We start from the raw sequence: 14,282 nt of genomic DNA, 5'->3' as shown, positions 1-14,282 counted from the left end.
GCAGAATAGTATAGGCTGACGGATTTATGGATGGAAGGAGGATGGATGCTGTGAAGAGAAGATTCCTTGAAGGGGATGATATTATGAGTAAAGGGTGGGAAAAAATTGAGTAAAAAAGATTAACAAACGGGGTGGGGTATGTTAAGATTAGTTTAACCTGAAAAAGGATGTCGTTTACAAGGTAAATCACGACAGGAGGCTGAAAAAATGGGACAGGATAAATATGTGGCGTATGTGTCTGCATACACGACCGGGGATCGGAGTGAACAGGGGATCACGGTGTATGATGTGGATATGCAGAAGGGGAGATTTACGGAGAAAGAGAAGATTAAGATAACGAATTCTTCTTATGTGACGATCTCTCATAATAAGAGGTATCTGTATTCTATTACGGATTTTGGTGTGGAATCTTACAGGATTAAGGAGGATGGCGGGCTTCAGGTTATTAATATGGGCTCCATCAATGGGATGAGGGGCTGTTATGTGTCTACGGATTATGAGGATAAGTATATCTTTGTGGCGGGATATCATGACGGGAAGCTTACGGTGCTGCGGATTAATGATGACGGCAGCGTGGGGGAAATAACGGAAGAGATTTATTATAAGGGGCTGGGAATTGTTGCGGAGAGGAATTTCCGGCCGCATATCAGCTGTGCGAAGATGACCAGGGATAATCATTATTTATGTGTGGCGGATTTGGGAATGGATCATACGAATGTGTATCGTCTGGATCATGTGAGCGGGAAGCTGAAGCTTGTGGATGTGATCCGCAGTGATCTGGAGAGTGCGCCCAGGCATCTGAAGTTCAGTAAGGATGGGAAATTCCTCTATATTGTGCATGAGCTGAAGAATTGTATTGATGTGTATACTTATAAGGAAGAAAAGGATAATCCTTTCTTTGAAAAAATACAGTCTGTCAGTACGCTGAATAATTATCATGCGGGAGGCTCCACGGCAAGTGCGCTGAATCTTTCCGATGATTTCCGGTATCTGTGCAGTTCCAATGCGGGAGATAACAGCGCGGCTATTTATAAGATTGATGAAAAAACGGGGCTGCTGACGAAGCTTTTGTGTCTGCCGGTGAGCGGGGAGTATCCTAAGGATGTGGCGCTTTTCCCGGATAATAAGCACTTGGTTTCGCTGAATCAGGATTCGGGAACTCTTACTTTTTTTACGACGGATTTGGAAAAGGGGCTGCTGGTTATGAATGGCCCGGAGATGAAGGTTGCGCAGCCTAACTGCGTGATTTTCCATAAGGTATCCGGGAATTGAAGCAAGCAGGTTTTTTGTAGACAAAATATCAGGGAGGACTAAATTTTATGGAAAAATGGACGAGGATTGCACATCAGCCCTGTCTGCCTATGGGGAAGGACGGCCGGCTGGTAACAGCCTGTGAGGAGCATATCCGGCTGTCAAGGCAGGCGGCCACGGAAGGGATGGTGCTGCTGAAAAACGAATGCGGCGTGCTGCCGCTTAAGAAGGGCTGCAGAGTCGCCCTTTTCGGAAAAGCACAGATCGATTATGTCAGAGGAGGCGGCGGAAGCGGGGAAGTTACGACCTCCTATACCCGTAATATTTATGAGGGCATGAAGCTCAAGGAGGAAGAGGGGAAGCTTCAGGTTTTTGACGAACTTTCCCGTTTCTATGAAGAGGATGTAAAGGAGCAGTATGCGCAGGGAAAGGAAAACGGTAAAACCGTGGAGCCTGCGGTGCCTGCCGGGCTGCTTCAGGCAGCCAGAAGATATACGGATATTGCGGTTATCACTATCTGCCGCTTCTCCGGGGAAGACTGGGACAGAAAAGGGATACCGGGCGACGGAGACTTTTATCTTTCCCCTCAGGAACAGGAAATGGTGGATGCCGTTACGGCGGCGTTCCCCAAAGTGGCGGTAGTGCTGGATGTAGGCGGAATGGTTGATTCTTCCTGGTTTAAGGAGAATGAGAAGATCCAGAGCGTACTGCTCGCATGGCAGGCTGGCATTGAAGGCGGGCTCGCCATAGCGGATATTCTGTGTGCGGATGCTAATCCTTCCGGAAAGCTGGTGGATACTTTTGCCGGTTCCTTTGATGATTATCCGTCCTCGGCAGGATTTAATGACTCGGATGATTATGTGGATTATACGGAAGATATTTATGTGGGCTACCGGTATTTTGAGACGATTCCGGGGGCGGCTGAAAAGGTAAACTATCCTTTTGGCTACGGACTGTCCTATACTTCTTTTGCAATAAGGAACTGCTGCGGAATGCTGGAGAAGGCTGAGAACGGAACACAGATCGTTGTGGAAGCAAGTGTCACTAATGTAGGGAAGCTTGCGGGCAAGGAAGTGGTACAGCTGTACTACAGCGCCCCTCAGGGCAGGCTGGGCAAGCCGGCAAGGGCACTGGGCGCTTTTGCAAAGACACGCTGCCTGCAGCCGGGAGAGACACAGCAGGTTACATTGCGGCTGGCGGCAGATTCCATGGCGAGTTATGACGATACCGGAAAGATAGCGAAATCCGCTTATGTAATGGAAGCGGGAGAATACGGCTTCTATCTGGGCAATTCTGTGAGAAATACGGAAAAGGTATCTTTTGTATATAAAGAAGAAGCGGACAGAGTGGTTCTTGTGCTGAAGGAGCGCGTGGCACCCCGTCAGCTTGCCAAAAGAATGCTGGCGGACGGCAGCTTTGAAGAGCTTCCGGTGCAGGCGGAATGTAAGGCTGAAAGATTTCCCGGCTTTGTGGAAGGCAATCCTCCTCACAAGGGACACTGGGAAGGAGATGCTGCAGCTAATGAGCGGGGAGCGGATGCTCCTGAGAAGAAAATCATGCTCATGGATGTGGTGAACGGGGATGCTTCCATGGAAGAGTTCCTTGCCCAGCTGACAAACGGACAGCTGATAGATCTGCTTTGCGGACAGCCCAATACGGGTGTGGCCAATACCTTTGGTATGGGAAACCTTCCGGAATACGGCGTTCCCAACCTGATGACGGCAGACGGGCCGGCGGGTGTGAGGATCAGGCCCGGCCTGGGCGTATGTACAACGGCATGGCCCTGTGCGACCCTGCTGGCATGTACCTGGAATCCGGATCTTGTATATGAAATAGGTGCGGCGGGCGCGAGGGAAATGAAAGAGAATAACCTGGGAATCTGGCTCACTCCTGCCATGAATATACACAGAAGCCCTCTGTGCGGAAGAAACTTTGAATATTATTCCGAAGATCCGCTGATCGCAGGAAAGATGGCAGCTGCCAAGGTTAACGGAATTCAGTCTGAGCATATCGGGGCCAGCATTAAGCATTTTGCCTGCAATAACAAGGAGACAAACCGCAAGGCCAGTGATTCCCGGGTATCGGAGAGGGCGCTGCGTGAAATTTACCTGAAGGGCTTTGAAATTGCCGTGAAGGAAGCCCAGCCCTGGACATTGATGACCTGCTACAATATGATTAACGGCAGATATGCTTCCGAAAGAGAAGACCTGTTGGCAGGCATTCTCCGGGAGGAATGGGGCTTTAAGGGCATGGTTACCACGGACTGGTGGAATAAGGCTTACCAGTACAAGGAAATCAAGGCAGGAAATGATTTGAAGATGGGCTCCGGGGATCCGGATGAAGTACTGGAAGCATGGAAAGAGGGTAAGGTAACCCGGAAAGAAATAGAAACCTGTGCTGCCAGAATTCTTGAAACCATAATGAAACTGGATTAATGAAAAGGGTATGTTGAGAAACAGATAATTCTAAACAGGGGAGACAGCGACTCACACAAGCCACTGCCTCCCTTAAATTTTCAGGCAGAATTCAACCGCTGTTGGATTCGGTGAGCTTTTCAATAAGATATGAAGAAAAGGTATAGGTAGTATGGAAAGAAATATAAGTGCAGATGATTTTTGCCGCTTTATTTGGAAAAGCTATTTAGAGGAGCGCCGGTACGATCTTGTAAATGAATTTGTTTCTGAGAAAATCAGTGTGATAGGAACCGGAGCCCATGAGGTGGAGAGGAATTTAGAAGAATTTATTGCCAGTTTTACGGAAGAGAGCAATAGCTGGAACGGACGTTTTGTGATCCGGGATCAGTGGTATCAAACAACGGAGCTTTCCGATTCCCATTCCCTTGTGATGGGGGAATTGGTTGTCAGGGAGGATACCGATGAAGGTATTTTATATGATATGTGTTTTCGGTTCACAGTTGTTCTGGAGCAGACAGAGAGTGGGTGGAAAATAGTACATATTCATCAGTCTGTTGCCGATCCCAACCAGGCGAGTGATGAATTTTTCCCCAATCATATGGTGGAAAAGACTCACACGCAGATTGTTTATAATCTGAGGCATGATTCCTTAACCGGATTACTGAACCGCTTGTATTTCAAGGAAACCTGTGAACGTTTTCTGGCAGATGGAACTGGCGGGGCGTTTTTGATGATAGATATAGACTGGTTCAAAAAGATCAATGATCAGTATGGTCATCCTGCGGGAGACAGGACATTGATTTCCTTTTCAGAAAGCCTGAAATCTGTAGTTTCTCCCAAAGATTTAACCGGCCGTATCGGAGGAGATGAGTTTACTCTGTTTTTAGCTGATATTAACGAAAAGAGTGAGATAGAAGATTTTCTTGTAATGCTGAAATCAGACTGGGAGGAGAGGCAAAAGGCGTTGGAGATGCATGATAAGATATCTGTCAGCGCGGGAATTACCTTTGCTTCAGGCGGAAACGTTTCTTATGAAGCACTTTTAAATAAAGCGGACCAGGCTCTTTACCTCGCAAAAAAGAACAGGGATAATGAGCTTGTGCATTGGGAACTTTTACTCCGGTGAAATAAGAAGAACCTATGGGAAATTAAGCGGCAAAGGCGCTGCATTCCATAGGCTCTTCTTATTTTGTGTACAGAACTGAAAAATCGGTATTTTTATCAGCGGCTGTGATTATGAGTTACATCTCATAATGGACTTCCATCAATCCTGTTCTGACGGACAGCCATAGAACCTGCGCAGACCCTCCATGCGGGAGGGCATACCGGCAAAAAGCAGATCGACGAGAGTGAGAGCGGTCATCGCCTCTACCACCACCACAGCTCTGGGGACGATAACCGGATCATGCCGTCCCTTAATCCGGACAAGAATATTTTCCCCGTTTTTATTTACCGTTTCCTGGGGAGAAAAAACGGAAGGGGTCGGTTTGATATGGGCGCGTACTATAATGGGAGAACCGTCACTGATACCGCCCAGAATACCGCCTGCATGGTTTGATTTTTTGGTTATCCTGCCATCCTCTGAGAGAAAAGGGTCATTATTCTGCGTGCCTGTGGAAGAGGAAACAGCACAGCCGTCACCGATTTCCACCGCCTTTACCGCGCCGATGGACATGAGGGCTTTGGCAAGAGACGCGTCAAGTTTGTCAAAAACCGGTTCCCCCACGCCTGCGGGCATACCGTCAACCCTGCATTCAACCACGCCGCCGGCGGAATCATGCGCCGCCATACATTCCTCCAGATAAGCCTCTGCCTTGGCGGAGCTTTCTTCGTCAGGCATACAGGTGGGAGTAGTGAGGATGGCTTCCCTCCGGAAATTCTCCATATTTACGGAAACCGGGCCTATGCTTTTGGTATAGGCACACAAGGAAATTCCCAGCTCCTTCAATATAAGAGAGGCAACGGCTCCGGCCGCCACCCGTCCCACGGTTTCCCTGCCGGAGGAACGGCCTCCGCCCCGGTAGTCCCGGAAACCATATTTGGCGTCGAAGGTATAATCGGCATGTCCCGGACGATAATAGGATGCAATTTCACTGTAATCACCGGAACGCTGGGAGGTATTCGGGACCATCAGACAGATAGCGGTACCTGTGGTTCTTCCTTCAAAGACTCCGGAAAGAATGGTCACTTCATCCCCCTCCTTTCTGGGAGTGGAATACCGGCTGCCGCCGGGCTTCCTCCGGTCAAGGAAGGTCTGGATATCTGCTTCAGAAAGAGAAAGGCCGGCCGGACAGCCGTCTATGACTACACCAAGGGCTTTCCCGTGGGATTCTCCCCAGGTTGTTATTTTAAAATAGGTTCCAAAAGTATTTCCTGCCATAACAATATTCCTCCGGCAGCGGTATGCTGCATAATAATCTACAGTCAGATATGTTCCTGTAAAACATGGGCAAAGCAGCACAGGATACCCGTGAACTGCTACTAAATTATAGCGTATATTCCCCGGGCGGGCAAGATGATCTTGAAGGAAGGAGGGCAATGTGTTATCATGAGTTACTGTTTGGACTATGCAGTTACTGTATGCGCCCGCAGGGTGTAAACTGTGAATGGCACCTGTTAGGAAAGACAATGCATTTCAGGCGAAAGGCAGGAGAACGGCGGAGGAAGGACAGGCTATGGAGGAACAGAAGAAAATGGGAAAAAAGAGAATGGCTAACGTGGAACTTCTGCGTATTTGTTCCATGCTGATGATAGTTCTGATGCATCTTCTCAATCACGGGAAGGTACTGGAAACAGTGGAAAAAGGAAGTGTTTCCTATTATCTTACCTGGACGATATTTGGTATATCCTTTGTTTCCATCAGCTGTTATATCCTGATCAGCGGGTATTTTTTGTGTGAAGCTTCGTTCTCTTTTGTGCGTATTCTTCGTCTGGAGGGGCAGGTCTGGTTTTATTCTATGGCTCTTTTTATAGTGGCGGCGGTTGTGCTCCGGCAGCCATTGGATATGTCATCCCTGATTGCCGCGGTATTCCCGATATTATCCTGTGAATATTGGTTTGTGACAATGTATGCAGGTATGCTTATATTGTCGCCCTTTTTGAATAAACTTCTGCTGGGACTGTCCCGGAAACAGTTCAGGCTGCTGCTGGGGTTCCTCTTTGTGCTGTTCTCCCTGTGGCCCAATGTTTTTTTCTTTTCTCCGGCATTGAATTTTGGCGGAGGAAGCGGAGTGGTGTGGTTTGTGACAGTATATCTGTTCGGGGCCTATCTGAAACGCTTTTATGTCCCCGACGGAAGGACGGCCAGGCATTTCCTGCATTTTCTGGCGGCAGGCCTTCTGGTACCGGCAAGCAGGTTTGTGATTGAACTGCTGCTGGCGACACCTTTGGGAAAAATAGGCTTCCTTCAGGATCTGATGTGGGGCTACAGCCTTTTTTATCAATATAATTCCGTTCTTGTACTGGCAGCGGCGCTGCTGCTTTTTATAGCTTTCCTGAATCTGGAGATAAGGCCGGGAAGGCTGCAGCGCCTGATTCTTGCGGCGGCGCCGTTAAGCTTCGGCGTGTACCTGCTCCATGACAACCCCAATTGGAGAGGAATCTTATGGGAATGGATAAATCCTTCACAGATGGCGGATAAATGGTATCTGGTACCGGGGGTACTGACGCTGGCTGCCGGGATTTTCCTGGTATGCGCCCTTTTGGAGATGCTGCGGAAAACAGCGGCCGGGCTGCCCGGACGGCTGAGAAGGAATAAGGAAGGCGTCAGAAAACAGGGCTGGCTGGAACGGAAGGCTTTGAAACTGGATGAGAAGCTGCTTCGGGATAACGAAATGTAACCGAGAGAACAAAGATAGGAGAGAATATATATGTATCGTTTGCTGAAACAGGAAGGAAGAGCGAAGAGAGGGGAACTGGAAACCGTTCACGGAACGGTGCAGACTCCGGTGTTTATGAATGTAGGGACGGTTGCCGCCATCAAGGGAGCCGTTTCCACGGAGGATTTGGAGCATATCAAGACCCAGGTACAGCTGTCCAATACCTATCATCTTCATGTAAGGCCGGGAGATAAAATAGTAAAGCAGCTGGGAGGGCTGCATAAATTTATGTCCTGGAACAAGCCTATTCTTACGGATTCCGGTGGATTTCAGGTGTTTTCTCTGGCTACCCTCCGCAAGATTAAAGAGGAAGGTGTTTATTTCAATTCCCATATCGACGGAAGAAAGATATTCATGGGGCCGGAGGAAAGCATGCAGATCCAGTCAAATCTGGCATCCACCATTGCCATGGCCTTCGATGAATGTGCCCCTGCCAAAGCCGAACGGGATTATGTGGAAAACTCGGTGGCCCGTACTACCCGGTGGCTGGAGCGCTGCAAAGCGGAAATGAGCCGCCTGAACAATCTGGATGATACGATTAATAAAAAACAGATGCTTTTCGGTATTAACCAGGGAGCTGTATATGCGGATATCCGTATTGAGCACGCCAAAAGAATCCGGGAGCTGGATTTGGACGGCTATGCCGTAGGCGGTCTGGCAGTGGGTGAGACCCATGAAGAGATGTACCATATCCTGGATGAAACGGTACCGTATCTGCCCACAGACAAACCTACCTATCTGATGGGTGTGGGAACTCCTGCCAATATTCTGGAAGGTGTGGAACGGGGCATAGACTTCTTTGACTGTGTTTACCCTTCCCGAAACGGACGCCATGGACATTTATATACCAACCATGGAAAGATCAACCTTTTTAACGCTAAGTTCGAACTGGACGAGCGCCCGATAGAAGAAGGCTGTGACTGCCCGGCCTGCAGAAGATACTCCAGAGCCTATATACGCCACTTGCTCAAAGCCAAAGAAATGCTGGGAATGCGTCTCTGCGTACTCCATAACCTATACTTCTACAATACCATGATGGAAGAAATACGCGATTCCCTTGACCGGGGAGAATTTGCTTCCTACAAAAAAGCAAAACTCGAAGGAATGAGCCAGCCGGCTGGCTCAATGTGAACGCGGTTTGCAGATGAATAATTCTAAAATTTTTTTAAAGTGGGTAAAAGGGCTTGCCCCTTGTCCGTTTTTTGTGTATGATGTTTGTTAGAAATGTATGCGGTATTGCCGCGTATAGTTAAATTGCAGGGCTGTTAAGCCCGACGTAGGAGGAAGTAAGTAGAGATGGGAATTTTAGCGAGCGAAGCTGCAACAGCAGGAACAGGAAGTATGATTGGCGTTATCTTGATGTACGTTGTTATTTTCGGTGTGTTCTTTTATTTTGTAATGTACCGTCCTCAGAAGAAGGAACAGAAGAAGATGAATACCATGCTTTCTTCTCTTGAAATCGGAGACAGTATACTGACCAGCAGCGGATTTTATGGAGTCGTTATCGATATAACCGATGATACCGTTATTGTGGAATTCGGCAATAACAAAAACTGCCGTATCCCCATGCAGAAATCAGCAATTTCTCAGGTTGAGAAAGCGAATGCCGACGACTGATATACAGGTGCCGGCTGAAAGAAATCAATGATCCTGCAGACATGGCGCGGTTTGGACATGTGCAGGTTTAAGGCGGAAAATGACTTGCCGGAAGACAGTCTTTTCCGTTTTTTCATTTGGAATCAGCAGTAAAAAATGTGCCTGGCTATACATTCTGGCTATGAAAGAATGCTTTTTTATTCCTGCAGGTTATTGCAGCTATATCGAAAGGGTATGGCTGTTTTTTATTGCCGCCGGTTCTTTCTGTTGAAATTCTGCATATTTTGGGCTATGATTATAAAAAGACGGAAAGCGCAGGCGTAAGGGAAGGGCGGTCATGACCGGCAAAGAAGTGTTATTCCCTGTTGTATGCGCCGCAGAAGAAGGGATTGTGAGAATATTATGGAATTACATATCGGTTGTATACCGGGCGACGGAATCGGCCCGGAAATTGTGAGAGAAGCGAAAAAGGTATTGGACAGGGTAGCGGAAAAGTTCGGTCATACCATCCAATATACGGAAATCCTTCTGGGAGGGGCGTCCATTGACGTACATGGTATCCCTCTTACACAGGAGGCCATTGATGCCGCGAAGAAAAGCGATGCGGTGCTGATGGGATCTATCGGCGGGGATGCCAATACCTCGCCTTGGTACAAGCTGCCGTCTCAGAAACGTCCGGAAGCAGGACTTCTTGCCATAAGAAAAGAGCTGGGGCTTTTTGCCAATCTGCGGCCTGCGGTATTATACGATGAACTGGCGGGCGCGTGCCCTCTTAAGGAAGAAATCAGCAAAGCCGGATTTGATATGATGATTATGAGGGAATTGACCGGCGGCCTGTATTTCGGGGAAAGAAAAACCACTGTGGAAAACGGTGTACGTACCGCGGTGGATACCCTTACCTATAATGAAAAGGAAATCCGCCGTATTGCGGTTAAGGCCTTTGATATAGCCATGAAGCGCAGGAAGAAGGTTACCAGCGTGGATAAGGCCAATGTACTGGATTCCTCCAGGCTCTGGAGAGACGTGGTCAATGAAGTGGCGAAGGATTATCCGGAGGTTGAACTTTCCCATATGCTGGTTGATAACTGTGCAATGCAGCTGGTTAAGAATCCGGCACAGTTCGATGTGATATTGACGGAAAATATGTTCGGTGATATTCTTTCCGATGAAGCCAGCATGGTGACGGGTTCAATCGGTATGCTGGCAAGCGCCAGCCTGAATGATACCAGCTTCGGCCTGTATGAACCCAGCCATGGAAGCGCACCGGATATCGCCGGCAAAGACATTGCCAATCCCATTGCGACGATTTTGAGCGCATCTATGATGCTGCGCTACAGCTTTGATCTGGCGGCGGAAGCGGATGCGGTGGATAATGCAGTAAAGCAGGTATTGAGGGACGGCTTCCGTACGGTGGATATCATGTCGGAAGACTGTCTGAAGGCGGGCGGAAGACAGGTAGGCTGTCAGGAAATGGGCACTCTGCTCGCAGACAGAATTTAAAAATCCCTGAAAGGAGAAGGATAGAATATGAGAAGTGATTCAGTAAAATCAGGAGTACAGCAGGCGCCCCACAGAAGCCTGTTTAATGCGCTGGGCATTACGGAAGAGGAGAGACAGCGCCCTCTCATCGGTATTGTCAGCTCTTATAATGAAATAGTTCCCGGTCATATGAATCTGGATAAAATCGTGGAAGTGGTTAAAATGGGCGTTGCCATGGCAGGAGGGACACCTTTTGTGTTCCCGGCTATCGCTGTATGTGACGGTATCTCCATGGGACATATCGGAATGAAATATTCCCTGGTTACCAGAGATTTGATTTGCGACAGTACGGAATGTATGGCTATGGCCCATGGTTTTGACGGGCTGGTAATGATTCCCAACTGTGATAAAAATGTTCCCGGTCTTTTGATGGCGGCCGCAAGAATCAACATCCCCACAATCTTTGTTTCCGGCGGACCGATGATGGCAGGGCATGTATGCGGCCATAAAACCAGCCTTTCTTCCATGTTTGAGGCAGTGGGAAGCGTTGCGGCAGGCAGCATGTCCATGGATGAGCTTCAGGAATATGAAGAAAAGGCCTGTCCTACCTGCGGTTCCTGCTCCGGTATGTATACGGCTAATTCCATGAACTGTCTGACGGAAGCGCTGGGTATGGGGCTTAAGGGAAATGGTACCATTCCTGCGGTATATTCCGAACGTATCCGTCTGGCCAAGCATGCCGGCATGCAGATCATGCAGTTGGTGGAAAAAGATATCAAGCCCAAGGATATCATGACTGAAAAAGCATTTATGAACGCCCTGACCATGGATATGGCTCTTGGCTGTTCCACGAATTCCATGCTGCATCTTCCGGCTATCGCTCATGAGGCGGGAGTGGAGCTGAACATGGAAATTGCCAACGAGCTTTCTTCCAGAACGCCTAACCTGTGCCATCTGGCTCCGGCAGGCCCCACTTATATGGAAGATTTGAATGAGGCGGGCGGTGTCTATGCCGTAATGAATGAATTGAATAAGAAAAATCTGTTATATACGGATTTGATTACGGTGACCGGCAAAACGGTCGGAGAAAATATTGCCGGCTGTGTCAATAAAAATCCGGAGGTAATCCGCCCGATAGAGAATCCTTATTCCCAAACCGGCGGCATTGCAGTGCTGAAGGGAAACCTGGCTCCGGAAACAGCGGTGGTAAAACGCTCTGCAGTAGCCCCTGAAATGATGGTTCATGAAGGACCTGCCAGAGTATTTGACTGTGAAGATGATGCCATCGACGCTATCAAAAACGGCAAGATTGTGCCGGGAGATGTCGTGGTCATCCGTTATGAAGGCCCTAAGGGAGGCCCTGGTATGCGTGAAATGCTCAATCCTACCTCTGCAATAGCAGGAATGGGAATGGGATCAAGCGTAGCGCTTATTACTGACGGACGTTTCAGTGGCGCTTCCCGCGGAGCGTCTATCGGCCATGTATGCCCGGAAGCCGCTGTGGGCGGACCGATTGCTCTGGTGGAGGAAGGGGATATTATCAGCATCAATATCCCGGAAAACCGTCTGGATGTGAAGGTATCCGAGGAAGAGATGGAAAGCAGACGTGCAAAATGGCAGCCCAGGCAGCCTCAGGTTACGACCGGATATCTGGACAGATACCGGAAGATGGTTACCAGTGCCAATCGCGGAGCCATTCTGGAAATTAAGTAATATATTCTGCGCTGCCCTGAGGACAGCTGCGGATCATAAAGAGCCAAGGGCGGCATGAAACGGGAAGGCACATTCCTTTTTCTGCCGCCGGAGGACAGAAAAAAAGAAACACAGACCGCGGAAGCGGCGGAACGGAGGAATGCATGCAGCTGACAGGAGCGGAAATTATTGTCGAATGTCTGAAAGAACAGGGTGTGGATACGGTATTCGGTTATCCCGGGGGAACTATTCTAAACGTCTATGATGCCCTGTATAAACACCAGAGAGAAATCTTTCATGTGCTGACCTCCCATGAACAGGGAGCGGCCCACGCGGCTGACGGCTATGCAAGAGCTACGGGAAAGGTGGGAGTCTGTCTGGCTACCAGCGGCCCCGGAGCCACAAATCTTGTTACAGGGATTGCCACTGCCTATATGGATTCCATCCCCATGGTGGCGATTACGGCGAATGTAACCCTTCCCATGCTGGGAAAGGACTCCTTTCAGGAAGTGGATATTGCCGGTGTTACCATGCCGATTACCAAACATGGCTATATTGTAAAGGATGTCAGTATTCTTGCCGATACTCTGCGGAAAGCCTTCCGTATTGCGGCATCCGGACGTCCGGGGCCGGTGCTTGTGGACGTCACCAAGGATGTTACGGCCGCTTTGTATGAATATACACCCAAAGAACCGGAAAAGCCGGAATGGGTAAAAAAATATAACGAAGAAGAAGTGGAACAGGCGCTGAAACTGCTCACTAAGGCAAAAAAGCCTTATATTTTCGTGGGCGGCGGAGCGGTTCTGTCCGGCGCTTCCGGACAGGTCAGGGAATTTGCAGCCAAAATGGATGCGCCCGTATGCGATACCCTTATGGGGAAAGGTGCTTTTGACGGGCATAATCCGTTATATACGGGTATGATAGGCATGCACGGTACCAAGACATCCAACCTCGGAGTCAGTGAATGTGATCTCCTGATTGCACTGGGTGCCCGTTTCTCCGACCGTGTGGTGGGAAATGTCAAAAAATTTGCCTCCCACGCCAAAATACTGCACATAGATATCGATGCGGCGGAAATTAATAAAAATGTGCATGCGGACGCTTCTCTTGTAGGCGATCTGAAGGATATCCTGAATACGATAAACAGCCGCCTCCCCCAGCTTTCCCATGAGGAATGGACATCCCATATTAAAGAATATATGGAAAAATATCCGTTAAAGTATGACGAAAGTGTGCTCAGCTGTCCTTACGTGATAGAGGAGCTGGATCGGATAACGGGAGGAGATGCGATAATCACTACGGATGTGGGACAGCATCAGATGTGGGCTGCCCAGTATTACCACTATACGAAGCCGCGTACCTTTATTTCCTCAGGAGGGCTGGGGACCATGGGCTATGGCCTGGGAGCCTGTATCGGAGCCAAGATGGGCAAGCCGGATAAAATCTGTGTGAACATAGCGGGAGACGGATGCTTTCGTATGAACATGAACGAGCTTGCTACAGCCAGCAGATACAATATTCCTGTTATACAGGTGGTGATTAATAACCATGTACTGGGAATGGTACGGCAATGGCAGACCCTTTTCTATGATCACAGATATTCTCAGACCGTCCTTGCGGATAAGGTGGATTTCTGCAAGGTGGCGGAAGGCCTGGGCTGTATGGCGATCCGGGTGACACAGAAGGAAGAAGTGGCTCCGGCTATTGAAAAGGCGATTGCCGCGGGAGGACCGGTGCTCATCGAATGTGTGATTCCTGAGGATGATAAGGTATTTCCCATGGTTTCTCCGGGGGCCGCTATCAGTGAAGTGTTTGACGGTGATGATCTTGCCGGAGAAAATGCGGCGCAGTGATAAAGGCGTGAAGTATCTGCCTTTTATGGAAGGAATGGCCATGCCGGGCACAGTTTTGCTGCGCCCGGCATACTTATACATTATGTACGGGTATCCTCGGAAGGTCTTTGGCAGATAGT

At 48.9% G+C, this 14,282-nt stretch carries 10 protein-coding genes; 9 read left to right on the top strand and 1 reads right to left on the bottom strand.

The features are described from left to right. Positions 1-207: 207 nt before the first annotated feature. The 3 genes from BLA28_RS16470 (at position 208) to BLA28_RS16460 (ending at position 4,791) form a co-directional block, all read left to right on the top strand. Positions 208-1,272: a lactonase family protein gene (locus BLA28_RS16470; protein WP_069158211.1), complete on the top strand. Its 1,065-nt coding sequence runs from the start codon at positions 208-210 to the stop codon at positions 1,270-1,272. A gap of 47 nt (positions 1,273-1,319) precedes the next feature. Continuing rightward, entirely contained in the window at positions 1,320-3,686 is a 2,367-nt protein-coding gene (locus tag BLA28_RS16465; protein ID WP_069158210.1) for a glycoside hydrolase family 3 protein, read from the top strand. A 151-nt stretch (positions 3,687-3,837) separates the two neighbouring features. Continuing rightward, positions 3,838-4,791, top strand: coding sequence for a diguanylate cyclase domain-containing protein (locus BLA28_RS16460; protein ID WP_069158209.1), 954 nt, complete (start codon positions 3,838-3,840; stop codon positions 4,789-4,791). Between the two features lie 138 nt (positions 4,792-4,929). On the opposite strand, the gene aroC is transcribed toward BLA28_RS16460, so the two are convergent. Next, positions 4,930-6,045, bottom strand: a complete 1,116-nt coding sequence (aroC, locus tag BLA28_RS16455) for a chorismate synthase (protein WP_069158208.1) — start codon at positions 6,043-6,045, stop codon at positions 4,930-4,932. A 226-nt stretch (positions 6,046-6,271) separates the two neighbouring features. Between aroC and BLA28_RS16450 the strand changes: the two genes are divergently transcribed. From BLA28_RS16450 to ilvB, 6 genes are all read left to right on the top strand, one after another. Beyond that, the gene (locus BLA28_RS16450) at positions 6,272-7,504 is read left to right on the top strand and encodes an acyltransferase family protein (RefSeq protein WP_069158207.1); all 1,233 of its coding nucleotides are present in this window, start codon (positions 6,272-6,274) and stop codon (positions 7,502-7,504) included. A 30-nt stretch (positions 7,505-7,534) separates the two neighbouring features. After that, the gene (gene tgt / locus BLA28_RS16445; RefSeq protein ID WP_044972428.1) at positions 7,535-8,674 is read left to right on the top strand and encodes a tRNA guanosine(34) transglycosylase Tgt; all 1,140 of its coding nucleotides are present in this window, start codon (positions 7,535-7,537) and stop codon (positions 8,672-8,674) included. A 165-nt stretch (positions 8,675-8,839) separates the two neighbouring features. Beyond that, complete coding sequence (gene yajC / locus BLA28_RS16440) at positions 8,840-9,160, top strand: preprotein translocase subunit YajC (protein WP_009252358.1); 321 nt, start codon at positions 8,840-8,842, stop codon at positions 9,158-9,160. Between the two features lie 381 nt (positions 9,161-9,541). Beyond that, the gene (gene leuB / locus BLA28_RS16435; RefSeq protein WP_069158206.1) at positions 9,542-10,639 is read left to right on the top strand and encodes a 3-isopropylmalate dehydrogenase; all 1,098 of its coding nucleotides are present in this window, start codon (positions 9,542-9,544) and stop codon (positions 10,637-10,639) included. Between the two features lie 27 nt (positions 10,640-10,666). Continuing rightward, positions 10,667-12,331 (top strand): dihydroxy-acid dehydratase, encoded by a 1,665-nt coding sequence (ilvD, locus tag BLA28_RS16430; protein ID WP_071699259.1) that lies wholly within the window; start codon positions 10,667-10,669, stop codon positions 12,329-12,331. Between the two features lie 143 nt (positions 12,332-12,474). Continuing rightward, a complete protein-coding gene (ilvB, locus tag BLA28_RS16425; protein WP_069158205.1) occupies positions 12,475-14,163 on the top strand; it encodes a biosynthetic-type acetolactate synthase large subunit in 1,689 nt (562 codons plus the stop codon). Positions 14,164-14,282: the final 119 nt, after the last annotated feature.

It is taken from the genome of Eisenbergiella tayi (assembly GCF_001881565.1).
GTDB lineage: Bacteria > Bacillota > Clostridia > Lachnospirales > Lachnospiraceae > Eisenbergiella > Eisenbergiella tayi.
This window is presented reverse-complemented; position numbering and strand designations above follow the sequence as displayed.

Excerpts from the sequence above, each read along its gene's own strand:
- BLA28_RS16470 (WP_069158211.1), top strand. The coding sequence starts at position 208 with ATGGGACAGGATAAATATGTGGCGTATGTGTCTGCATACACGACCGGG.
- BLA28_RS16465 (WP_069158210.1), top strand. The coding sequence starts at position 1,320 with ATGGAAAAATGGACGAGGATTGCACATCAGCCCTGTCTGCCTATGGGG.
- BLA28_RS16460 (WP_069158209.1), top strand. The coding sequence starts at position 3,838 with ATGGAAAGAAATATAAGTGCAGATGATTTTTGCCGCTTTATTTGGAAA.
- aroC (WP_069158208.1), bottom strand. The coding sequence starts at position 6,045 with ATGGCAGGAAATACTTTTGGAACCTATTTTAAAATAACAACCTGGGGA.
- BLA28_RS16450 (WP_069158207.1), top strand. The coding sequence starts at position 6,272 with ATGGCACCTGTTAGGAAAGACAATGCATTTCAGGCGAAAGGCAGGAGA.
- tgt (WP_044972428.1), top strand. The coding sequence starts at position 7,535 with ATGTATCGTTTGCTGAAACAGGAAGGAAGAGCGAAGAGAGGGGAACTG.
- yajC (WP_009252358.1), top strand. The coding sequence starts at position 8,840 with ATGGGAATTTTAGCGAGCGAAGCTGCAACAGCAGGAACAGGAAGTATG.
- leuB (WP_069158206.1), top strand. The coding sequence starts at position 9,542 with ATGGAATTACATATCGGTTGTATACCGGGCGACGGAATCGGCCCGGAA.
- ilvD (WP_071699259.1), top strand. The coding sequence starts at position 10,667 with ATGAGAAGTGATTCAGTAAAATCAGGAGTACAGCAGGCGCCCCACAGA.
- ilvB (WP_069158205.1), top strand. The coding sequence starts at position 12,475 with ATGCAGCTGACAGGAGCGGAAATTATTGTCGAATGTCTGAAAGAACAG.